Raw genomic sequence first — 21708 nt, 5'->3', positions numbered from 1 at the left:
CACGCCGGCGATGGCCTCCCGGACGGGCGAGCTCGGGGCTGGGTCGAGTGCTGACTACAGTCCGGCCGGGCCGGTGGGGTTTCCCGAGGGGCGGGTGACGGCCCAGGCTGCCTCGATCATCCGGAAGATCTCGTCCAACGCGGCGTCCGGATCGGGCGCCTCGCGGGCCAGTGAGTAGGCGTCGATCACGAACCGCGCGATCGTCCGGCTCGCCGTTGTGGTCTGTGACAGGTCGGGATCGGCGGCGATGGTCGCTGCCAGCGTCTCCGCGTGGCGCAGCCTCATCGACTCCTCGTACTCCCGCAGGGCGGGAGAGCCGTTGATCATGCGCCATATCGGGGTGGCGCTGTCCGCCGTGCAATGGCGGACCAGGGCCTGGATCTCCCGGCGCAGCGCGGGGATGAGCGGCTCGTCCGGCGTCCGGCCGGTGACCGCCTGCGTGAGGCGTTGCTCGAAGTCATCGTCCCGCTCGAAGACCAGGGCCTCTTTCGAGGCGAAGTGGGAGAAGAGCGTGGTGACGGCCACGTCGGCCTCGGCAGCTACGTCACGGATTCCCACCGCCTCGTACCCGCGTTCCAGGAAGAGTTGGAGGGCGGTGTCGGCGATCCTCTGGCGCGTTGCGGCCTTCTTGCGTTCACGGCGTCCGGACGTCACGGTCATACCCTGACGCTATCAGATACGAAACTGCATCGGTTTCAAAAGGCTAACCGTTAGTGCTACGGTCTGCCGCATGAGGAAAGTGAGCTTCGCCGAGTTCGGCGGTCCGGACGTCCTGCACCTCGTGGACGCCGAGGAGCCCCACGCGGGCCCCGGCCAGATACGCGTCGCTGTGAGGGCGGCGGGCGTGAACCCCGTCGACTGGAGGATCCGTGAAGGACAGAAGTTGGGGGCCCATCCGATCGAGTTGCCCTCCGGAGTCGGGCTGGACGCCTCCGGGGTGGTGGACGAGGTCGGCGAGGGTGTCGAAGAAGTCGAGGTGGGTGACCAGGTGTTCGGCGAAGGCTCCCACACGTATGCCGAGTTCGCCGTACTGTCGGCCTGGGCTCGTATGCCCGAGGGCCTGACGTTCGAAGAGGCGGCCGGATACCCGTCCGTAGTGGAGACCGCGCTGCGCATCATTCGCGAGGCCGGTGTGCAGTCCGGGCAGACCCTGCTGGTCAGCGGCGCGTCCGGGGGAGTCGGCTCAGCGGTGCTGCGGATCGCCCGCGACCGCGGCATCACGGTGATCGGCACGGCCGGGGCAGCGAACCAGGATTATCTGCGCAGTCTGGGCGCCCTCGCCACGACGTACGACGAGGGCTGGGTCGAGCGGGTGCGGCAGCTCGGCCAGGTCGACGCGGCCCTCGATCTGGCCGGCTCGGGCGTGATCCGCGAGCTCGTCGAACTGGCCGGGAACCCGCAGAAGGTGATCTCCATCGCCGATCTCGGTGCGCCGGAGCTCGGTGTCCGATTCTCCGGCGTAGCCGGGAGCGTCCAGGAGGCGCTCGCGCTGGCCGCAGACCTCATCTCGCGGGGAAAGCTGCACATCCCGGTCGAGAAGTCGTACACGCTCGCCGAAGCCGCGGCGGCACACATCGACAGCCAGGCAGGCCACTCCCGCGGGCGCCGGGTCATCGTCGTCTGAATGCCCGTCCAGGGCTCCCTGCGGGCGATGCAGGCGTCGGCCGCAGGGAGCCCTGGCCGGCAGTGTGTGTCCGCCATCCTGAGACGACGGATGACGGATGACGGATGGCGGATGGCCGCGGCCGCGCTCGGGCCGGCCCGCAACCTGTGTACGTATCCGCGTACCTGGCTGAGCGCATTCGCGTGTACGCCGGCCTTTGCACGGCCAGTACCGGCGGATCTCTGATCGAAGGCAGCAACACCCCTCAGCCCACGGCCCCCCAGCTTCCGCAGCACGACCAGGTGGTCCTGGGCAAGCCGGTCCCGCCCCGCCGTCTGCTGCGCCTTGTCCGGGCCCTTCGGGGGCGTGGCTGTCGGAACGGGAGGGGGCATGAAGCGGCTCGATGCCCAGCGTGGACAGGTGCGCCTGCTACTTGGGGGTCAGGGCGTCAAGTTCGGGGCAGTGGACCAGGACCGTCTTGAGCTGAAGGCGGCGGTCTCTGTCAGGGACGCGGACCGGCGGAGGATCCAGTCGGGGACGACGCGGGGTGACGGCGGCCGAGTTGTGACGCCCCCAGCCGTCGGCAGGGCTTCGCGTCCTGCCCTCTCCCGAACCTGCTCGCGCAGCCGGTCATGGAACTCCCGGACCAGGTCGTGGTCGCGCCAGCGGCGGAAGAACGCATAAACCCGGTCCCACGGTGGGAAGTCGGCCGGCATCGCCCGCCACGTGATGCCGTTATCCACGAGATAGCCGATCGCGTCCAGCATTGCGCGGTGGCAGGACGCCTCCGGCTGCCCGCCTTGGCCCCGCATCCAGCCCGGCACCGGCAGCAACGGCCGTACCACCACCCACTCCGCGTCCGACATGTCGGTCGGATACAGGCGCTCGCGCAGGGGATGGTCGGCCGCGTTTCCGAACCGGTGAGCGAGACAGCCACACTCCCGGGTGCCCGCGGTGGACTGCACGGGCATCGGCGCACAAGGCTGTGACACCAGGGCCTCCTGATGCTCGGTGATTCGACACCAGCGAGCTGTTCAGGAGGCCCTCCGCGCAGGCATCGAGCACCCGACGACCACACAATCGAGACGGCTGTTCGATCACCGAGTCCCGAGATCATTACGACAACAGCTGCTTACGCGTCGGGATGTTCCGGCAGGGCGAGCCAGTCCGGCCAGGAGATCTCGCGGCCAAGGAAGCGCGGCTGCTCGAAGGGCCAGTCGGCGGCGATCCACTGCGGCACCAGCGCGTCGAGGGCTTGCTCGACCTTGCTGCCCACCAGCTCGTCCACCACCCACCAGGAGATCTCGCCGTCCGCGCCGACTCTCTCCGGCGGGTCGATGTAGACACAGCCGAGCAGAGCTGTCTCCGCCGCATCGAACAGCGCGTAGTTGAAGGACTGGTGTGCGGCGATCTCCCTCTCGTGCCGCAAGAGGTCGGCCCGGTCGGCTTCGTAGGTCATCGTGGGCGCGGGCCAGCCCCAGGCCGGGCCGAAGATGGTCCACAGCCGCTCGCGCGAACCCATCACAGCCGGATAGTCGAGCGATGTGTCCGCCTCCCGGATCGGCCGCAGGTGATGACCACCGCCCGGCAGCGGTACCAGGACGGGGTGGACGAAGTCGTCGGGAAGCCAGCTCATGGCGCTCGACCGTAGCAGCGTGCGGCCGTCCGCTCCCCCGAATCCTCCCCGTACCGCCAAGCCCTGCTCTCATGCCGGCAGGGCCCGCGATCAACCGAACGAGACTCCTTCGATCGACGGACTCCCTCATCGGTATGCCAACGGCTTCTGAGGGTGGGGCCATGCCGTGACCAGCCGTAGCACCGTGCTGCGGTTGACGGCCACTCCGAAGGCGCTGGAGAGCCGGGCACCGGTCCGGCCGGCGAGCGCGAGGCCGACCGCAGCCAACGTCGACCGCAGCCGCTCGGTCCGCCTGCCGTAACGGCGGGTCAACCCTGACCACTGTTCCCCGAAGGTCCGCCGTCCGCACGAGATGACCGGGCAGAGAAACCTGCGGACACGTAAGCAGAGTGCGAGCCGCCTCCCTCCGCTGGGCACACCACCAGGAAAGCGCAGGGAGGAGCGATCCCGCCGTGATCAGCTCCCGCATCCGGCACAGACGGCCCCAGCCGCCGTGCTTCGGGCCTCTCTGCGTACCGCCTCGTCGTTCACGTCGACCGACAGCACCGCCACATCTGCGATCGACGGGAACAGCAACTCCTCCAGCCGGAGTACCACTTCTTCCACGGGCCGAACCTTGCCGTCAGGGCATCTTTGGGATTCTGACGAGGAGGTCAGAGCTCCTGAAATCCGAGCTGGTTCGCGGCCGCTTCCACGGTCTGTGCGAGCAGGACGGCGATGGTCATCGGCCCGACTCCGCCGGGCACCGGGGTGATCAGACGGGCGCGGGTGAGAGCGGCGTTGAAGTCGACGTCGCCGACGTTGCCCGAGTTGTAGCCGGCGTCGATCACCACCGCGCCAGGCTTGATGTCCTCACCCCTGATCAACCGAGGCCGTCCCACGGCCGCTACGACAATGTCCGCTTCCCGGACAATCGCTGACAGGTCAGCCGTGCGGGAGTGGCAGTAGGTCACCGTCGCATCCTGGGAGAGCAGGAGCATCCCCACCGGTTTGCCGAGAATCGCGCTGCGACCCACCACGACGGCGTGCTTGCCGGCGAGACCGACGTCGTACTCCTCCAGCAGTCGCATGATCCCGCCCGGAGTGCAGGAGACGAAGCCCGGCAGCGCGAAGGTCATCGCGGCGAAGGAATGCGTCGTGACCCCGTCGACATCCTTCTCCGGGGCGATGGCTTCGAACGCTGCTCGCTCGTCGATGTGCGGACCGCAAGGATGCTGGAGCAGGATGCCGTGCACTTCCGGATCATTGGACAAGCCGGCGAGGGTGTCGATCAGTTCGGCAGTCGTGGTAGCTGCGGGCAAGGCAATGTGCCGGGACTGGATACCTGCCTTTGCGCACCGCGTCCGTTTCATACGGACATACGTGACCGAAGCGGGGTCCTCTCCGACCAGCACCGTTGCCAGACAGGGGCTGGTCCCCGTGCGCCGCGAGATCTTCGCCGCCCCGGCAGCGGCCTCTTCGACCATGCGGCTGGCGAGGCTGGTGCCGTCCATGGTCTGAGCTGTCTGAGTCGGGGACATCGTTGCCTCCAGGCGTTGCTTACCACTCGCCCAGGCGCACGGCATCGACTTCTCGTCAGGCCGCTCCCCGGTGGTGCTCCACCTCAGCGCCAGTCACGGCCCGCTCGCCACTGTAGTAGACGCCACATGCTCACACCGCTCCGCTCAGCATCCTTGGCTGGGACGCGACTTACGGCGACTGGACCCCTTGCCACTGACGTCTGTTTCCGGGTTCTGGCTCACTCCCGTGGAGCTGTCACGGAGCGTCAGATCTTCGGAGCCATGCGATGACGGTTTGGATGCCGGCCGAGAAGTACCGACAACTCGGAGAATCGCATGCCGATGCGGCAGAGTCTGTGCTGCTGGACCTCCGCCGACACCACGCCTGTCGTCACTGTCTACTGAGACCGACTCTGTACATCCCACTGAACCCTTCTCGCGAACGCCTCAAGACGGTTGGTGCACTTTGTTTGCGCGGTACCGCTGTGTCCGAGCTGGGCGGCATCGGTAGGGCGACTCGCATGAGTAGCACTGCACAACATCCGCTCGACCCACCCCGCCCCTCCCGCCGACCCTGCGTGAATGCCCCAAGGCCGGCGTGGTGGGGGCTGAAGTGCGTCGCCCAAGGAGACGAGCAGCTGGAGTCGCTTGAGGCGAGCAGCCGGAGTCGCTTGGGTCAGGGGCCCGCCACGACCGCGGCGCGGCACTGGCCGAGGATGCGTCGCAGTGCGTCGCGGTCGGCCGGGGAGAGCGCGCTGTACATGCGCTGCTCGACTGCTTCGGCAGCGGAGTCTGCGAGGTCGGTCAGGCGCCGCCCCTCCTCGGAGAGGCGATTGGGGCGGCTGTTGCGGTTCCAATCGTCCTGCTCGCGCACGACGAGGCCCTTGGCCTCCAAAGTCTTCAGGGTGGCCGCTGAGGCCTGAGGCGTGACCAGGCACGCCCTGGCGATACCCGCGCCGCTGATGCCGGGGTTGTCACGAAGCGTCAGCAGGGCGGCGTACTGGGCCACCGTGAGGCCCATCGGCCTCAGCGCCTCGGTCTTCGCCGCCATGAACGCGACCTCAGTGGCCTTGATGTCGTACCCAAGCCGTTCGCTCACCGTCAGTGCCATGTCTTTAGCCTACAACCGTTGAAAGACATCAATCTCTTGATAGTCTTCAAGGCATGAATACCGCTTTGGTGACAGGCGCCGCCTCCGGGCTTGGGCGCGAGATCGCAATGGATTTGGCACGGCGTGGCTGGAGACTGGTACTGCCCGTTCGCACCGCGACGCGGGCGCATGACCTGGTGGCGGCTGCGGGGACGATGGGTGCACCCGCACCGTTGGTGGTCGAGTGCGACCTGTCCGACCACATGGCGGTGCAGCGGATGTGTCATACGGTCGTCAGCGAGGGCCGGTTTGACCTCGTCGTGAACAATGCCGCGGTCGGCGGGGGAGCCGATCCCACCTCCAGGGAGACCAACACCGCGGGCGTCGAGCTCCGGATGGCGGTGAACGCGATCACCCCACACCTGATCGCCCAGGAGCTGTCTGGCGCCCTGACTCCGGCCGGGCGGATCGTGCAGGTGGGCAGCATGGGGCAGCTGCCGATCGACTTGGACGATCTGAACTACGAGCGCGACTATGACGGGATCCAGGCGTACTGTCGCAGCAAGGTCGCGTTGGTGATGTCCGCGATCGAGCTGGCTCAAGGCGGTGTTCCGGTAAACGTCGTCCACCCCGCACGGGAGATGCCCACCCGTATGGTCAGCGAGGGAGGATTCCCCATCGCCTCGACGCTCGATGACGGGACACTGGCGGTCCTTCGGGTGGCCCTCGACTCCGAGCTGGCCGGCGTGCGTGGCGCGTACTTCCACCGGTTCGAACGTGCAGAGCCCCACGAGCAGGCATTCGATGCCCATGCGCGAGGTCGCGTAGTGGCCTGGATCGAGGACCAGGCATCGTGAGGGCGTCAGCCCGGCAGGCCGCAGCCCCGGACGGATGGCCGAGCCGGGTCACCACTGTCCGCCCGGGCCGCGAGCACGGCGCCCCTTGTGCCCGCGCCCACGGCCTGGGCGAAGCCCTGAACCGACTCGCCACCACTCTGGGCATCCCCACCCTGACCGACCTCAGCTACGAGAACGCCGCAGCCGGCTTCCGCCACCCGGTCAGGGAGCCCGAGGGCGGTGAACTCACCGCTCCTGGGCAAGTGTTCGACGCCGCGATCAGGGCGTCCACGCCGTCGCCGTACGCGCCAACGCCCTGCTCAAAAGGCAAGTCGGCGCCGAATCCGGCAGGGCGGCAGCGACGCGCCATCCGGCAGCCAGCTGACCACGACGTCGCTCCCCGGGCCCACATCCACCGAGCCCGCACCCTGGTCCGAACCTGGGCAGCGACGACCGCCTACTGACCGATACGGAACCGGAGACGCTGAACCGGCGAGACCCGTGGTCATAGCACTAAGATGCGATGGGGCATGGTCGGCGTTTCGCCGGACAGGAAGGCGAGGCACATGTCGGTGCCATGGGACGGCCAGGGGTTGCCGCCTGCCGCGGCCGAGCGGATGGCCGCGGTGGAGAAGAGTGGGACGTGGACGTCGGCCCTTTCGACCGGGGAGTTCGCGGCGATTCGGTCGGTCGGCTTCGAACCAGTGGGTCAGGTGATGGGATCTGCGGTTTTCCACATCGGGCCCACCGGTAAGTACTCGGGTTATCACAACTGCACGTATGAATGGGCCGGTTACAACTCGTACGCCCGCCGCGGCGGTGATGTCGGTGCCGAACCCGAGGTTGCCGTGTCGGGGTCCGGGGCCCCCTCCGCGGGACTGGTCGAGGTGTTCGACAAGGCCCGTCGCTCCGCGCTGGGGCGGATGACGGCCGAGTGCCGCGCGCTGGGCGGTGACGGAGTGGTATCCGCCGGCCTGACCATGACGCCCTTCATGGCCCAGCCCAACTGCCTGGAATTCCAGGTCATCGGGACGGCGGTACGCGCGCGGGGCTCGGATCCGGACGCGCGCCCTCAACGGCCGTTCACCTCACATCTGGACGGTCAGGGGTTTGCGAAACTGCTCGGGGCCGGATGGGTGCCGGTCGAACTCCTGGTGGGCATGTCCATCGCCGTACGGCACGACGACTACCAGTCGGCCCTCCAGCGGGAATCCTGGCGCAATGTCGAGATGCGCGGGTGGAGCGCGCTGGTGAACGAGGTGCGCTCCGACGCCAGGAAGCAACTGTGGCAGCGGGCTGCCCAGTGCGGTGCGGACGGGGTCGTCATGGCCGACAGCGAGCTACGTGTCTGGAAGGGGTCCTGCAACCAGGCACGCCTCAACATCAACAACGCGGAGGAGTGGGACCACGTCGCCGAGTCGACGATGGTCGGCACCGCCATCACCCGATTCCGCACGCTGCGCCAGCCGCAGGAGACGCTGTCGGTGCTGCCGCTGGGCAGCGGGGGCGAGCGGCTGCGTGAGCGGCTGGCGGCAATGGCGCCCGGCTCGAAGGGGGAACGCCGGGGCTACGAACGGCCGGCGCAGGAGATCATGGAACGCAACAACTAGTTGCTACTCATCGAGAGCGATTCCGCCGACGCCGGGGCGGGTGCCGGCTTCGTTCGGCGCGATAAAGGGGTAGGGGTATGACGATGTCACAGCCGAGCGCCGGGGGCGTTCCCGCGGATGCGATGCGACGGCTGGCGGAGCTGGAACCCGGGAAGCCCGGGTCGATCTTCACCAGCGACTTGTCGGTGAATGAGTTCCTCCTGGTGCGTGAGGCGGGTTTCCAACCGCTCGGCATGGTGCTGGGAAGCTCGATCTACCACGTCGGCATGCAGGTGCGGCGCTGGGGAAAGAACCAGGAGCTCAAGACGCTCAGCCAGGCGATGTACCACGCACGCGAGTTGGCGATGTCTCGTATGGAGGCGGAAGCGGACCAGCTGGGTGCGGACGGGATCGTCGGAGTCCGGCTGACGGTGGAGGCCCGGGAGTTCGGCAATGACATCGCGGAGTTCATTGCGATCGGCACTGCCATCAAGGCCGACAACCCCCCTCCGGGTGGCGGCAAATGGCGCAACAACAAGGGACAGGCCTTCACGTCCGACCTGTCCGGGCAGGACTTCTGGACACTGATTCGTGCTGGATACGCCCCGCTCGGCATGGTGATGGGCACCTGCGTCTATCACATCGCCCACCAGAAGGTGGGCGCGGTGTTCTCGAACGTCGGCAGGAACGTCGAGATCGAGCCCTTCACCCAAGCCCTGTACGACGCGCGCGAGCTGGCGATGGCACGGATGCAGACGGAGGCGGAGGCGCTGCACGCGGAAGGCGTCGTCGGTGTGCAACTGGATGCGCACAATCACCGCTGGGGTGGGCACACCACGGAGTTCTTCTCGATCGGTACGGCGGTCCGGCAACTGCGGCCGGATCACGAGATCGAACGGCCGACGATGGTGCTGAGTCTCGGTGGGTGAGAGGCGCTGCGTCCGTGCTGTCGGTCGGGTCTTCGAGTGCGGGGTAACACGATGAGCGAAGAGCAGGAGTTCGCTGCACCCATGTCGATCGACATGCTGGCCGCCGCTCTGCGCCAGGACTTGGCGGATCTGGAGATCTACGCCCGGGTCCTGACGGACTCGCTGGCGGACGCCCTGCCATCCGGGTCGGTGACGTTCGAGCGCCGGCGCTCCATGAGCGACCGGCTTTCAGGGCGCAAGGGCTCGGTGAGCAAGGTGGAAGTGTCCTTGGACGACCGGCGCCTGATTCTGGATCTGTCGCTGGGATGCCCGCGGGCCCGGGTGGTCACCGTGGTGCACGGTGTGGTGTTGTCGAACAGGCCGATGGCGCTGGACGAGTGGGCGACGGAGCTGGCGACCGTGATAGCGCGGCGCGCCGAGTCCGATAGCCGGGCGCGCGCGGCACTGCAGAAGCTGGTGCTGGGCCAGTGACATCGACAGCACGCATCACACGCTCAAGCGCCTCGTCGGCCGCGGCATTGACTCCGAGGCCGGTGAACGGGTAGAGCCCCCGCAGTGTCATGCTCGTGACCGAGGCTTGGAGCAGCGGATCGGAATCGGAGGCCCGAACGATACGGCGAGGCCCGGAGGCCGTAGCCAGGCATCATTTCTCACGACCAGGTCGCCCACCCCCACCCAGTCCCAGTCCCAGCATCGAAACGAACCCTCACTCGCTAACCTCCCCTGAAGCATCCCCATGGGGGACGAGACTCGGGCGAGCCTGCGGCTCATCAGGTAAGGATGGCGGTTCCGGCCAGCCCAACCGCCTCCCGCGACGACCGGTGCAGGAACGTGGGCATGCGACGCCGAGGCGGCCAAGTGGCCGTAGGCGAATTTCCATGGAGCCTATGCGGAAACTGACTTGTCAAGGTCATCGGCAGTGCCGGCGACCGCCGGCCCGTACTCCGGGGGAAGGTGGGCGACGACCAAGGCGACTGCGTCACGCGGGTTGTCAGTCTCGCCGATGTCCGCCGGTCCCTGAGGCGAGCGACTCTTCCACCAGGTGACGCGGTATCTCCCGCTTACGGGTGTAACCACGGGAGCGTCGTGGGTGTAGGGGAAACCGGTGCAGCGGCTGAAGGCCAGGGACCTGTGGCTATGGAAGGGAAACAAGGCGCGAAGCCGTGGCTGGGCGTAGGACGCTTCGATGAGGTCATGGTCGACGTGCGACGCCGCAGTCTGACGGTAGATCGTCCACTTGGTCTCGACGGCGGTGCCGCGCTCGTGAGCCTCGGCGAGCGGGCCGGGGTGGACGAACGGGCATGCGGATGCCATATCTTCCACGTTGGCGCCGGACTGCCAGAGCCCGGTAGCTGCGGCAGCCTCGTTCAAAATGGTTGTCGTGCCCTTGGCCATCGCGACACCGCGGTCCCAGAAACTCATGATGAAGCAGCGGTTCTGAATGCCCAGGTGAGCGTTCGTCGTCCGGCTGTCACTGTCCGCCCGGGCTCCTGTTCGCTTCCACGCCCCAGCTCGTTCGGGGAGCACCTCGAACCGATATCCGGCCTGGTGAACGGCTTTCTGCAGGACAATCTGCAGCGTGCCGTCCTGACCGAGTTCGGGATAGAGACTGGCCAGGTCCGGGGCAGGTTGAGACATCACGCTTCGTCCTTCAGCTGGTGCCGACAGTTGTCAACGGCTCTTCCTTGCTTCTCGCCGGCTGCTTGCTGTGCCGGACGTCGACGAGAGGTAGCAGTGGGGCTGTCGCGGGCACTACGAGCTGACGTGGAGTCGGGTCGGGTGGGGTAGCGACGTCGGTGAGTCGTGCCCACCTCCCGGGAGATGGCTACCAGGCTACCTCGCCGAGCTGCTCATGCCCGAGTGCGACGACTGGGCACGGCGCCGCTCGGAACGGAGGATCGAGGCTGCTGGCTTCCCCCGGTGCTTACGGTTTGTGGGTCACCCAGAGCATTTCTGCCGGCCAGCGGCTTGCCCAGTCAGGCGGGTCGGTCTGGTTGTAGCCGTTGACTGTTCCGGGTTCCGGTCGCGGCTCGATGAGGTCGTCGATGACGAGTCCTGCGCCGCACAGGACCTTGATCCAGTCGCCGTAGGTGCGCTGATAGCTGACCGCGCCCTCGTTTTCGGCGATGGCGTCCAGCCCGAAGTAGTCCTGTTGCAGCGTCGTCGTTACGCGGCCGGCGGCTTCGTCGTAGCAGGCTTCGAACCATGGGCTGGCGACGTTGAACACCAGGCGCCCACCGCGGCGCAGGATGCGTGCGGCCTGTGGGACGGCCAGGTGCGGGGGCGCCCAGCTGAGGCCGCCGTAGTCACAGAACACCAGGTCGAAGCTGTCGGAGGCGAACGGGAGGTGTTCGGCGGCGCCTTGCACCAGCGAGTAGCGGGCCGCTCCCATCGCGCGAGCTGCCGCGGAGAGCTGGGCTTCGGACAGGTCGAGCCCGACCACGGTGGCACCCTCAGCGGCGAGCGCCCTGGACCACTGGCCGGCGCCGCAGCCGAGTTCGAGGACGCGCTTGCCGGTGACGTCGCCCAGGGCGTGCAGGTGCGCGTCGGGGATGGCGTACGTGCCCCACAGCCGGGGCGTTGCGCCGATCTGCGGGTCGTGCTTTTGCTGGTAGGCGCTGCTGATCTGGTTCCAGAAACGCCGGTTGGTAGAGATGCTGTCCACTCACCGACTCAAGCACTGCCTGCCGGGAGCGGTCAACACGATTGTGCTGCGACCGGGCAGGTTCACCGGTTCACGGGTGCCCTGTGTGGCTGCCGATGCGATCGGGTGGGATCGATCGACCCGATCCAGGGTCTGGAGACCTGGTGACACCCCGGGTTCATGTCCGCCGCTGCCAGGCAGGGCCGCCACGGTGCAGAAGATGCGGCCCCGCAAGAAGGCCACCGCACGGAAGCCGGAGGTCGGGAAGACGAGTCAGTTCCGGCGGACCAGAGCGGATGGTTTTCGGCGCGGCATGCTTTCGGCCCGGATCTCACCGATGGACTCCGAAGGCACGCCGGAATGCCGGCTTGACGTCACCGTGCGCACAACCGGTCCAATGCCGACCGGCTCTCAGCGTCCGCGGCGCGGCCGATCATCAACCGCTGGTCCGGATCTTGGAGCGGCATAAGTACTTCGAAGTGCACGGCGATCACACCGGCCCGCGGATGCCGCATGACCTTGTGTCCGCGACCGTTGACCTTCACGTTTTGCTCGGCCCACAATCGCGCGAATTCCTCGTTATGGGTGGTGCATTCAGCGATGAGGTCGGTCAACGCCTGGTCCTCCGGGTGCGCGGCCCATGCGGCGCGCAGGTGGGCGATTCCCTCCCGCACGACGCGCTCGCGGTCGACATAGAATTCGCGCATTTCCGGGTGCACCAGGCACAGCCACATCGCATTGCGCTGCGACGGCGGCAGGGTGTCGAAATCCAGCAGCAGCCTCGCCATCTCGGCGTTCCACGCCAGGATGTCGTAGCGGTGGTTCATCAGCATGGCCGGCAGCGGCGACAGGTCGGCGACCAGCCGGGCCAGCGGCGGTGCTGCAGTGGTGGCGGGCTTGTCTGCGTTGCGGGGGCGCTGTTGGGCCAGGTTGAAGAGGTAGACGCGTTCGTCGGGAGCCAGGCGCAGCGCCCGGGCCAGCGCCTCCACCACGTCAGCCGAAGGCCGCAGTCCCCGGGCCTGTTCCAGCCGCACGACGTAGTCGATGCTGACCCCGGCCAGTTCGGCGACCTCCTCGCGGCGCAGTCCCGGGGTCCGCCGGGCCCGCTGACGCGACGGCAGGCCGAAGTCGTGCGGGTCCAGGCGTTCGCGCCGGGTCCGCAGGAACGCGGCCAGCTCCTGTGCCGTGTCCACGGTGGGCGTCGTCATGTTCGATCCAACAGCCAGGGTAGGACTGATGTTCCCAGGAACTTCTTTCCCTTATCCCCGGCTCGCGGCGGTCCCAGGCTTGTGCTCGACAACGGATCACAAGTTCAGGAGGACATGATGTCGCTCACCCTCGATACCTACCGGCTGCTGGGCCGCTCCGGGCTGCGGGTCTCACCCCTGGCGCTGGGCGCGGCGACCTTCGGCACCGAGTGGGGCTGGGGCGCCGAGCAGGGCGAGGCACGTAAGTTGTTCAAGCTCTACGTCGAACGCGGCGGCAACTTCATCGACACCGCCAACACCTACACCAACGGCAGCTCCGAGCGCCTGCTGGGCGAATTCACCCGCGACAACCGCGAAAGCCTGGTGCTCGCCACGAAATACACCACGCTGCGCCGGCCCGGCGACCCGAATTCCGGGGGCCCGCACCGCAAGAGCCTGTTCGCGTCGGTCGAAGCCAGTCTGCGACAGCTCAATACGGACTACATCGATCTGCTCTACCTGCACGTGTGGGATTTCACGACACCGGTCGAGGAGATCCTGCGCGGTATGGACGATCTGGTTCGGCAGGGCAAGGTCTTGTACGTGGCGATCTCCAACGCCCCGGCCTGGCAGGTGTCGCGCATGCAGGCGATCGCCGACCTGCGCGGCTGGTCGCCGCTGGTCGCCCTGCAGATCGAATACAACCTGATCGAGCGTAGCGGGGAACGTGACCTGATCCCCATGGCACGCGAGATGGGGTTGGGCGTAGTGCCGTACTCGCCACTGGCCGGCGGGATACTTACCGGCAAGTACAGCCGCGACGACCTGACTGCGACGAACGCCGCGGGCGACGACGGCACCCGTAAGAATTTCAACATCGCCAATGGTGGACTCACCAACCGCGCCTTGGACATCGTTGATGTGGTGAAGGAGGTCGCGGCGGAGCTGGGCCGTACAACCGCTCAGGTCGGGCTGGCCTGGACCCTGCAGAACCCGGATGTGACGGCGTCGCTTATCGGCGCCCGCACTCTTGCGCAGCTGGAGGACAATCTGGGCGCCTTGGAGGTCGACTTCACGGCCTCCCAGCTGGCCCGCCTGGAGGAGGCCGGCGCGATCGCACTCGGCTTCCCGCACGACATGCTGGCCAGCGACAGGATGCGCGCGGTGACCCGCGGCAACCTGAGGGTCGAAACCCGCCGCTGACACCCGGCCGGGCCCCGGGGGCAGCGCTACCGCTGACCCCGGGGTGATCCTCGGCATACCTCTGCCGCGGATACGGGGCGTGATTCCCATGGCGATCCGTTGCAACTACGCGCCGGTTTGCCGATGTTCGGGTTCGGGCCGGCCGACGTTGCGACCGCGGTCACAGCCGCCCAGCTCCGAGGGAGTCGTGGAACGGCTCATTGACGCAGGGCAGTGGCAGGTGGGGACCGATCGTCGTGATCGTCAGGGATGCCGACTACGACGTCCCCAGCCTGGTCATGGCGGCGGGCCCCCGTTCTGCAACGTCGCCATGCCGTCTCGGTGCCTTTCGCCGCTGGAGGTGCACCACGCGGCCCGACTGAGGGCTGATCCGAAGGGGCTCGGGTCCGGTCAACGGGCGGTGTCGAACAGACCCAGCAACTTGGCGCGCTGGACGGTGCCGAGCCCCTGGACGCGGCGGCGGTCGGAGACGCCGAGGCTGTCCATGAGCTGGCCGGCGCGGACCTTGCCGATACCGGGCAGCGATTCCAGCAGGCGCCGTACAAATATCTTGCCCACCACCGGATCGCCCCGGTCGAGCACCTCCCTCAGCGAGACGCGGCCGTCTTTGAGTGCCGCCAAGATCTCGGCGCGCTCGTGGCGGACCGCAGCCGCCTTCTTGAGGGCCTCGGTGCGCTGAGCAGGGGTAAGGGGCGGCAAGAGGGTCATGTGCGTCTGTCCTTCCGTAGCATCCTGGGGGTCATCGCCGGACCGTGTACCCGTTGATCAGCGTGTTCACCGCTTCCTTTCAGGTCAGCGGGGAGAGGGGCGTGGCGGTGCTACTGGGCCCGGGCGAGCACGGCCCTCACCGTCTTGCCCCCGGCGGGCCGGGGTGTCACGGCGGTGGTGTGGGCGAGGCGGTTGACCATGGGCCAGCCGAATCCGCCCGTGCCGCCGTTCAGGTCGGGGGTGCGCATGAGCGGCGCCTGCGGACTGGCGTCGTCGACGGCTACCTCGATGGTCTCCGGGCGGGCGGTGAGGCGGAGCGTGAAGGTTCCGCCGCCGTGGCGCAGCGCATTGGTGGCGAGCTCGGAGACGACCAGGACGACGGTGTCGGCCGTTGCGGGGGCGAGGCCTGGCTGCCCGAGGGCTTCCAGAAAGGCCCGGGTGGCATCGCGTGCGTCCGCGACCGCGGTCGCCGAAGGGCCGGCCTCGCCGTTGACGCTCATCGTGTCCATCAGGCCACCCGTTTCTGGATCGTCATGCCCGGTCTGCCCTGTGCGGCACCTTGTGCCCGGCCTGAGGCCCCTCAACCCCGTTCCTGCCCGTTCGAGAGGGACTACCTCACTGTCGAACACACGAAAATCTCTGTTGGCCGGAGTAGACATTGGGGGGTGGGCGTGATTATGGTTTCTCTCGTAGCCGAGATCGAGAAGGGCCCGGCAGAGATGAACTGCCGGGCAGAAGTACCCGCAAGTGCAGTTCGCAGGACGGTGCGGTGGTGGAGTTCCGAAGCCAGAGCAGAGCAGTTCAGGACGGCGACGGGCTGACGACCGGACCGGGTGGCCCGCAGTGATCAGGGGCCACCAGGAGCGGTACCAGCAGTGCGGTTTGCAGTAGTTCCTCGGTAAAGGCGTCAGCTGCGGGCGCGCGTGCCGGGAGGTTCGGCAGTGGGGTTCTAAGCCAGAGCAGATGCAGGACGGGCGACGGGGCTGGCTGCCGGAGAGTGGCGCTGTTGCAGGCCACCAGCAGTACGCAGTTTAGTTCATTCAAGAGGGAAAGAACGGAGGAGCCAGGCGCCATCAGGATCGCCCGGGCGGACGTCTTGAGTCCGGGTACCGCAGGACATCGATAGTGAGGTGGTCTCCGGTCAAGCAACCGCGATCCCCGCATCCCAGCCAGCAGTTCGGCCGGGTCGGCGGAAACAGAAGGCCGACGCAGGACAAGGGTCGGCAGATGGTGTAGCAGTTCCTTCGGGGCCCGGGTGCCACATGGCACCCGGGCCCCTCCAGCGTGTACCACAGAGAGGTGCGATGACAGCAGACGCTTCCTACGGCCGTCTCGATGACGACGACTACCCCGCCTACACGATGGGCCGGGCCGCCGAGATGCTCAACACCACCCAGGGATTCCTCCGCGCGATCGGTGAAACCCGCCTCATCACCCCGCTGCGTTCCGCAGGCGGCCACCGCCGCTACTCCCGCTACCAGCTGCGCATCGCCGCCCGCGCCCGGAAGCTCGTCGATCAGGGCACCCCCATCGAGGCCGCCTGCCGCATCGTCATCCTCGAGGACCAGCTCGAAGAAGCCCAGCGCATCAACGCCCAGTGCCGGGGGCTCGCCCCGGACCACAGCGGGTAGCACGTAGGTCCTACCGCATCTCGGCGTTCGGGTGCGGTCGGGACCGGAGTCGAGCGCACAGCTCGGTCTCCGGGGCGGTGAGCGAGTGGCCCGGGAGCTGAGGTGAGGTCAGCGAGGCGGCGGGATCTGCCGGGCCGCCGCCCTGTGGACGGCGGGCCCGGCCTTTTGCAGACAGCAGCGGCGTTCTCCGGGAGCAACGCTTCAGCGGCGCGTAGTCCTTCGGCCGCGACGTGCACGTCGACCAGACCACTGGCCTTGCTTCGGATGGACTCCTTGAGGCAGGCGGTGCTCCAGCACCAGCCGAGGTTCGGCTGCGCCTGACAGGTTTCTGGCGACGCCGTGCGAACGGTCTGCCGTTGCGGAGGGACCGCTTGTCTGGGACCGGTCCAGTCGACGTCGAGCGGGCGCAGAAATTGTCAGATTGGGGGGCTGGGGTGCCAGGGGCGAACGGCGCCTATGGCAGCGGGTTCCCTGGTCAGCGGTCCGCGGCGAGGGTGGTCAGGCGACGTCCCGGGCGGCGGCCGCGACGAACTGGCCCGCAGCCGCCAGGGCGTGGTCGCGGGGGACCGCCGGCCGGTTCCTCAAGCGTTCCTCCCCATTGCCTCCCGCTTCCCCCCGCCGATCCGCACGTGTCGCGTCGGAGGCGTACGGGGCCTCGGTGAACGCGGCCGGCTGCGCTTTGCGCCGGACCGGCCGGTCGTCGGGTTCGAGGTATCTCGGTTCGATCATGCGAAGACGCTGCTCATGGAGGTGAAGCGTGCGCGGCTAGCGGTACTGGGAGAGCCGCTCATCTGCCGACCGCTGAAGAAGCCCAGTGGGTGAGCGCCCTGACCAAGAGGTGCTCCCGGGCGCAGAAGACCTATGTCATTGAGCAGGTCGTCGACGAAATACTCCGGCGCCCACGCTCCGGAAGTCGTCCTTCCACAGGTGGAGCCAGTCACATCAGCTGGCCCGCAGGCCCCCCGCCGGGGTCGTCGGCCAGCATGACGGCGGCCCTGATGCGCTTGCCCACCGGCTCGCGGCGCATCTCGAAGCTGCGGCACACGCCCATCACGATCTCCAGGCCGTGTTGCCCGATCCGGCCCGGATCAGGGGCCTGGGCCACCGGCAGCGTCGGATCGGTGTCCCACACGCTGATCTCCACGGCACCGTCGCCGATCTCCAGGTTCATCAGGCACGTGCCGGGCGCGTACTTGTGCGCGTTGGTCACCAGCTCGCTGACCACCAACTGCACCATGCCCATCGCACGGTCCGACACCGGTATTCCGTGCACGGCCTGCGCCTCGGTCAAGAACCCACGGGCCACGCGCCGGGCCTCGGCCACCGGCTCGTCGCCGACGAGGGCCAGAGCCGACAGCATCGGGCGGCTGGCCAGCGGCACATCTTCGTTTTCGGGCACCACTGGGAGCACACCGCCACCCTCGTCATGAGCAACATCGGCTAAGGCTCATCGGATACCCCCGAAATCACACTGCACACCACAGTCGGATGCGAGCACTCATAGACCCCCGGGATTCCCCTGCTTTCCCCTGCGTTCCTCTGCTTTGGATCATGGACCGGGAAGGTTCGCGTTATCGTTTCGGGTCCGGATCCAGGGGCCCGGGCCGTGGGAGTGTCCTGCTGCACTCCAGCGCCCCGGACCTGTGCACCCTGCGAGAAGAGCGCAGGCCTTTGGCGTTTCCCGAGACACACGAGAGCCTCGGTGCCAAGACGGGCAATCCCTGCGGCGAGCGGTGTTCAGCCTGCGGTGCCGGAGGACCTCCACTCGGAGGCCGTGGTGGACGCGTCGCCTATGGTCATGGTCATCGCCCGCCTTGGTCCCGGTCAGGCTGCCGGGGCGGTCAGGACGGCCGTGGCTGCCAGCCGGAGATTCCTGATCATCGGATTCGGGTCACCCTTGCGCGTGACCAGGACGACCCGGCTGGGGGGAGCGCCCTCGATCGGGACGGTGACGAGGTCGGGACGCAGTGAGCTACGCCGATCGCCGACCGGTAGCACAGCGATCGCGTCGCCACTCGCGACGAGTTCGAGCTTGTCCTCGTAGCTCTCGATCGGCGGCACGCCGTCCCCGAGGATTCGGTAGGACGTCCAGTCCGAGGTCTCGAACGCACACGGCGCAGCCTCTTCGCCGGCCAATTCTTCCGCGGTCACCGACGCACGGTCGGCCAGAGGATGGCCGCGGGGGACCACGAGCATCCGGGGCTCCTCGTACAGCGGCGTGGTGAAAACGTCGTCGGCGACGAGTGGTAGTGGGGCTCGCGCGATCAGGGCGTCGACGCGCTTGTCGGACAGTGCCCCGACGTCGCGGCAGCTCAGATGCCGGGTGGTGATCTCGGCGTCGGGGTAACGGCGGCGCAGTTCCCGTACGGCGGCAGTGATCACCAGGTCTTCGACGTAGCCGATGGCGATTCGTTCGGTCCGGGGTTGTTCGCGCACGGCCAGCTCGGCCTGGCGGGCGGCCTGCAGCAGGTCCTGGGCCTGGGGGAGGAACGTCTGCCCGGCCGGAGTGAGCCGGGTGCCCTGGGGGGTGCGGTCCAGCAGCCGTGTGCCGAGGTACTTCTCCAGCCGTTTGATCTGGCGGCTCAGCGCCGGCTGGGCTACGTGCAGGTCGGCGGCGGCCCGGCCGAAGTGCTCGTGCGCCGCCACGACCGTGAAGTAGCGCACCAGCCGCAGTTCCAAATCCTGTCCCAGATCGTTCACCCATCCAGGGTACGCGTCATGCCGTTTCGGAATGATCAGGTTGCCGAACGGGTCTTGGACGGGCATGCCGTCCCGGGCTTTGACTGAAGGAGCAACGTTTCCCCAAGAAAGCGACAAGCGCGATGAAGGCAATCCAGTTCCACGCAGCGGGCGGGCCGGAAGTTCTGCAGTACGACGAGGTGCCGGTTCCCGAGATCGGTCCGGGCGAGGTGCTCGTCCGGGTGCACGCGGCGGGCATCAACCCGCCGGACTGGTACCTGCGTGAGGGGATGAAGATCATGCCGGCCGAGATGAGGCCGGCGCTGGAGTTCCCCCTGATCCCCGGAACTGACATGTCGGGCGTGGTCCAGGCGGTCGCTCCGGACGTGCAGGGGTTCGCCGTCGGTGACGAGGTCTTCGGCATGCTGCGGTTCCCCGGGTTCGACGGCCGGACGTACGCCCAGTACGTGGCCGCGCCGGCTTCGGACCTGGCGCACAAGCCGGCCGGTATCGACCACGTGCAGGCGGCTGGGGCGCCGATGGCCGTGCTTACGGCCTGGCAGTACCTGGTTGATCTCGGGCACGACGTGCCGTCTCCTTTCACCGGCCAGGTGCACCAGCCGGTGCCGATCACGCCAGGGATGACCGTGCTGGTCAACGGGGCCGCCGGGGGAGTGGGCCACTTCGCGGTGCAACTGGCGAAGTGGAAGGGGGCACACGTCATCGCGGTGGCGTCAAGCCGGCACGAGCAGTTCCTGGGCAAGCTCGGCGCCGATGAGTTCATCGACTACACCACGACGCAGGCCGCGGACGTGGTCAGCGGCGTCGACCTGGTGATCGACACCGTCGGCGGCCCGGACAGTGCACGCTTCCTGACCGTGCTCAAGCGCGGCGGCACCATGCTTCCGGTGTTCTTCGCCCAGTACGACCCGGAAGAGACGGCGCGTCTGGACATCACCGTCTCGAACATTCAGGTACGTTCCAACGGCGCCCAGCTCGCCGAGATCGGGCACCTGTTCGACGAGGGCAACCTTGAGGTCGGGGTGGACAGCATCTACCCGCTGTCCGAAGCGGTCCGTGCACACACGCGAGCCGCGCAGGGCCACGTCCAAGGCAAGATTGTGCTGACGGTGGCCTCATGATCGCCGAACTCCAGCAGACCGTGGCGCACTACGCGCACGCCCTGGACGAGCTGAACGTGCCCGGGCTGGAAACAGTCCTGACCGAAGACACCATCTGGACTTCCACGATGCCCGGACAGGGGACGTTCGGCCCGGTCGCCGGACGCGCGGCGGTGCTCGACTTCATCCGTGACGGGCACACGGCCCAGACCGGAAGGGTGCGGCACCACCTGGGCAACGTCGTGGTCACGACGACGGACGCTGCCACCGCCGAGGCGCGGGCCTACCTCCTGCAGACGAGAAACACAGGCGAGAGCATCCAGATAGTCTCGACCGGGGTCTACACGTTCGGCCTGCGCCGGTCCGACGGTAGGTGGCGGATCGCCGAGCTCACCCTGACGCTGGACAACGCCCTTTAGAGCGAGGCCAGGCAGTGCGCCCGGCGGACACCGGATGCCTGCCGACGGGGCCCGGGTATCGATTGCAGGCGACGAACAGCACGGCCCAGCACGGGAGACGATCAGCCGGTCGATGCGCTGTTGCATGCGGGCAGGATCGGTTGCGCTCTGGCAGATCGGGCAGGCGGTCGGGGCAGCAGCGGGAGTGTGATGGCCATTCGAACGGTCGCGAGGTCAGATCTTTCGCCGGGCACGGAGGGCCGGAGCTCGGCTGATCGGTGCACCGACGACTGGGAGGCGCGATCCCGGAGTGGGAAGGGGTGGGCGGACCGACTCTGGCCCCATGGAGCGAAACGGAAACCTGGCCGCCGCCCGGTCACCAGACGTACGGGGAGGGCTGGCAACCGCCTTGCTCGCCCGACCCCGTCCTGAGGCGAAGCTTCGGCGCGTGCGGCCTTCCGAGGCGTCTGGACGCCCCTGCCTTTCGTGACCGGACTCAGATGGGTGGGCAGATCAGCCGCCACGGGCCGTCCGTCCGCACCACCCTGCTGGGGGCCGACTCCACGGCAGGGCCTGGACTCAGCAGACGCTCGGGGAACGTCGGCGGCTGTCCCAAGGCGCCGGTGTACTTCCAGCAACCCGCGACTGTGGCTGCGTCAGTAGCGTCCCCGTTCTTCGATGGCGGTGTCCTTGAGGGCGGACCGCCGAGCGGCTTCGATGGTCGGACGCCCGCTGAGTACGCCTGATGGTCGTTGTTCGCATTCGGTGGAAAGGCCGGAACGTCGTGCATGGGGATGCGCTCGTCGACCTGCAACGTTCGGGGGAGAGTCTGGGTGTCACGGACGGTGGCGCAGTGCCGGCGGATGGTTCCGCAGTCCCCATCGGCACCAACACCGTGTCACCAGGCGGGGCGGGTACTGCCGTGCAGTCCGTGCAGTCTGCGAAGATCACGCAC

At 67.8% G+C, this 21708-nt stretch carries 23 protein-coding genes, 1 pseudogene and 1 riboswitch; of the genes and pseudogenes, 10 read left to right on the top strand and 14 right to left on the bottom strand.

Translation table 11 applies throughout. The annotated features are described in order from the left end of the window. Positions 1 to 54 precede the first annotated feature (54 nt). Positions 55 to 660 (bottom strand): TetR/AcrR family transcriptional regulator, encoded by a 606-nt coding sequence (locus tag ABZ454_RS03015; protein WP_359535816.1) that lies wholly within the window; start codon positions 658 to 660, stop codon positions 55 to 57. A gap of 70 nt (positions 661 to 730) precedes the next feature. Here ABZ454_RS03015 and ABZ454_RS03010 point away from each other — a divergent pair, with 70 nt between their 5' ends. Continuing rightward, positions 731 to 1624 carry an NADP-dependent oxidoreductase gene (locus tag ABZ454_RS03010; RefSeq protein ID WP_359535815.1) on the top strand — a complete coding sequence of 298 codons (894 nt, stop codon included), beginning with the start codon at positions 731 to 733 and terminating at the stop codon, positions 1622 to 1624. Positions 1625 to 2043: 419 nt separating this feature from the next. Here the strand turns inward: ABZ454_RS03010 and ABZ454_RS03005 are convergent, their stop codons facing one another. The 5 genes from ABZ454_RS03005 to ABZ454_RS02985 all read right to left on the bottom strand — a co-directional run bounded on the left by ABZ454_RS03005 (position 2044) and on the right by ABZ454_RS02985 (position 5849). After that, complete coding sequence (locus ABZ454_RS03005; protein ID WP_359535814.1) at positions 2044 to 2574, bottom strand: transposase; 531 nt, start codon at positions 2572 to 2574, stop codon at positions 2044 to 2046. A gap of 161 nt (positions 2575 to 2735) precedes the next feature. Next, positions 2736 to 3239 (bottom strand): N-acetyltransferase, encoded by a 504-nt coding sequence (locus ABZ454_RS03000; RefSeq protein ID WP_359535813.1) that lies wholly within the window; start codon positions 3237 to 3239, stop codon positions 2736 to 2738. 456 nt (positions 3240 to 3695) lie between these two features. After that, the gene (locus tag ABZ454_RS02995) at positions 3696 to 3845 is read right to left on the bottom strand and encodes a hypothetical protein (protein WP_359535812.1); all 150 of its coding nucleotides are present in this window, start codon (positions 3843 to 3845) and stop codon (positions 3696 to 3698) included. Between the two features lie 47 nt (positions 3846 to 3892). Then, complete coding sequence (locus ABZ454_RS02990) at positions 3893 to 4759, bottom strand: bifunctional 5,10-methylenetetrahydrofolate dehydrogenase/5,10-methenyltetrahydrofolate cyclohydrolase (protein ID WP_359535811.1); 867 nt, start codon at positions 4757 to 4759, stop codon at positions 3893 to 3895. A 21-nt stretch (positions 4760 to 4780) separates the two neighbouring features. Beyond that, positions 4781 to 4866: riboswitch (ZMP/ZTP riboswitch) on the bottom strand. A gap of 548 nt (positions 4867 to 5414) precedes the next feature. Continuing rightward, complete coding sequence (locus ABZ454_RS02985; protein WP_359535810.1) at positions 5415 to 5849, bottom strand: MarR family transcriptional regulator; 435 nt, start codon at positions 5847 to 5849, stop codon at positions 5415 to 5417. Positions 5850 to 5902: 53 nt separating this feature from the next. Between ABZ454_RS02985 and ABZ454_RS02980 the strand changes: the two genes are divergently transcribed. From ABZ454_RS02980 to ABZ454_RS02965, 4 genes are all read left to right on the top strand, one after another. Next, complete coding sequence (locus tag ABZ454_RS02980; RefSeq protein WP_359535809.1) at positions 5903 to 6685, top strand: SDR family NAD(P)-dependent oxidoreductase; 783 nt, start codon at positions 5903 to 5905, stop codon at positions 6683 to 6685. A gap of 695 nt (positions 6686 to 7380) precedes the next feature. Then, positions 7381 to 8274 carry a heavy metal-binding domain-containing protein gene (locus ABZ454_RS02975; RefSeq protein WP_359535808.1) on the top strand — a complete coding sequence of 298 codons (894 nt, stop codon included), beginning with the start codon at positions 7381 to 7383 and terminating at the stop codon, positions 8272 to 8274. A gap of 77 nt (positions 8275 to 8351) precedes the next feature. Then, a complete protein-coding gene (locus ABZ454_RS02970; protein WP_359535807.1) occupies positions 8352 to 9182 on the top strand; it encodes a heavy metal-binding domain-containing protein in 831 nt (276 codons plus the stop codon). A 51-nt stretch (positions 9183 to 9233) separates the two neighbouring features. Beyond that, positions 9234 to 9653, top strand: a complete 420-nt coding sequence (locus tag ABZ454_RS02965) for a hypothetical protein (RefSeq protein WP_359535806.1) — start codon at positions 9234 to 9236, stop codon at positions 9651 to 9653. A 414-nt stretch (positions 9654 to 10067) separates the two neighbouring features. Here the strand turns inward: ABZ454_RS02965 and ABZ454_RS02960 are convergent, their stop codons facing one another. Further along, positions 10068 to 10820, bottom strand: a complete 753-nt coding sequence (locus ABZ454_RS02960) for a DUF6193 family natural product biosynthesis protein (RefSeq protein WP_359535805.1) — start codon at positions 10818 to 10820, stop codon at positions 10068 to 10070. Positions 10821 to 11013: 193 nt separating this feature from the next. Between ABZ454_RS02960 and ABZ454_RS02955 the strand changes: the two are divergent. Further along, a pseudogene (locus ABZ454_RS02955) lies at positions 11014 to 11103 on the top strand (AAA family ATPase); the annotation flags it as partial. A gap of 3 nt (positions 11104 to 11106) precedes the next feature. Here the strand turns inward: ABZ454_RS02955 and ABZ454_RS02950 are convergent. Together ABZ454_RS02950 and ABZ454_RS02945 are read right to left on the bottom strand one after the other, a co-directional pair. Further along, entirely contained in the window at positions 11107 to 11847 is a 741-nt protein-coding gene (locus tag ABZ454_RS02950) for a class I SAM-dependent methyltransferase (protein ID WP_359535804.1), read from the bottom strand. A 353-nt stretch (positions 11848 to 12200) separates the two neighbouring features. Next, a complete protein-coding gene (locus tag ABZ454_RS02945) occupies positions 12201 to 13034 on the bottom strand; it encodes a helix-turn-helix transcriptional regulator (RefSeq protein WP_359535803.1) in 834 nt (277 codons plus the stop codon). 117 nt (positions 13035 to 13151) lie between these two features. On the opposite strand from ABZ454_RS02945, the gene ABZ454_RS02940 reads away from it, so the two are divergent. Next, a complete protein-coding gene (locus ABZ454_RS02940; RefSeq protein ID WP_359535802.1) occupies positions 13152 to 14216 on the top strand; it encodes an aldo/keto reductase in 1065 nt (354 codons plus the stop codon). A gap of 390 nt (positions 14217 to 14606) precedes the next feature. Here ABZ454_RS02940 and mihF read toward each other — a convergent pair whose 3' ends face one another. Both mihF and ABZ454_RS02930 read right to left on the bottom strand, forming a co-directional pair. After that, positions 14607 to 14924, bottom strand: coding sequence for an integration host factor, actinobacterial type (gene mihF, locus ABZ454_RS02935; RefSeq protein ID WP_359535801.1), 318 nt, complete (start codon positions 14922 to 14924; stop codon positions 14607 to 14609). 110 nt (positions 14925 to 15034) lie between these two features. After that, on the bottom strand, positions 15035 to 15433 hold the full coding sequence (locus ABZ454_RS02930; protein WP_359535800.1) for an ATP-binding protein: 399 nt from the start codon (positions 15431 to 15433) through the stop codon (positions 15035 to 15037). A 795-nt stretch (positions 15434 to 16228) separates the two neighbouring features. Between ABZ454_RS02930 and ABZ454_RS02925 the strand changes: the two genes are divergently transcribed. Further along, positions 16229 to 16555 (top strand): MerR family transcriptional regulator, encoded by a 327-nt coding sequence (locus ABZ454_RS02925; protein ID WP_356314532.1) that lies wholly within the window; start codon positions 16229 to 16231, stop codon positions 16553 to 16555. A 498-nt stretch (positions 16556 to 17053) separates the two neighbouring features. On the opposite strand, the gene ABZ454_RS02920 is transcribed toward ABZ454_RS02925, so the two are convergent. The 3 genes from ABZ454_RS02920 to ABZ454_RS02910 all read right to left on the bottom strand — a co-directional run bounded on the left by ABZ454_RS02920 (position 17054) and on the right by ABZ454_RS02910 (position 19255). Next, on the bottom strand, positions 17054 to 17284 hold the full coding sequence (locus tag ABZ454_RS02920; protein WP_359535799.1) for a hypothetical protein: 231 nt from the start codon (positions 17282 to 17284) through the stop codon (positions 17054 to 17056). A 208-nt stretch (positions 17285 to 17492) separates the two neighbouring features. Next, positions 17493 to 17915, bottom strand: coding sequence for an ATP-binding protein (locus ABZ454_RS02915; protein WP_356314846.1), 423 nt, complete (start codon positions 17913 to 17915; stop codon positions 17493 to 17495). Positions 17916 to 18379: 464 nt separating this feature from the next. Then, on the bottom strand, positions 18380 to 19255 hold the full coding sequence (locus ABZ454_RS02910; protein ID WP_359535798.1) for a LysR family transcriptional regulator: 876 nt from the start codon (positions 19253 to 19255) through the stop codon (positions 18380 to 18382). 122 nt (positions 19256 to 19377) lie between these two features. On the opposite strand from ABZ454_RS02910, the gene ABZ454_RS02905 reads away from it, so the two are divergent. Beyond that, complete coding sequence (locus tag ABZ454_RS02905; RefSeq protein WP_359535797.1) at positions 19378 to 20376, top strand: NADP-dependent oxidoreductase; 999 nt, start codon at positions 19378 to 19380, stop codon at positions 20374 to 20376. Beyond that, positions 20373 to 20774 (top strand): nuclear transport factor 2 family protein, encoded by a 402-nt coding sequence (locus tag ABZ454_RS02900; protein ID WP_359535796.1) that lies wholly within the window; start codon positions 20373 to 20375, stop codon positions 20772 to 20774. The genes ABZ454_RS02905 and ABZ454_RS02900 overlap by 4 nt, the downstream gene beginning before the upstream one ends. Positions 20775 to 21708: the final 934 nt, after the last annotated feature.

This window comes from Streptomyces sp. NPDC005803 (assembly GCF_040630435.1).
Taxonomy (GTDB): Bacteria; Actinomycetota; Actinomycetes; order Streptomycetales; family Streptomycetaceae; genus Streptomyces.
This window is presented reverse-complemented; position numbering and strand designations above follow the sequence as displayed.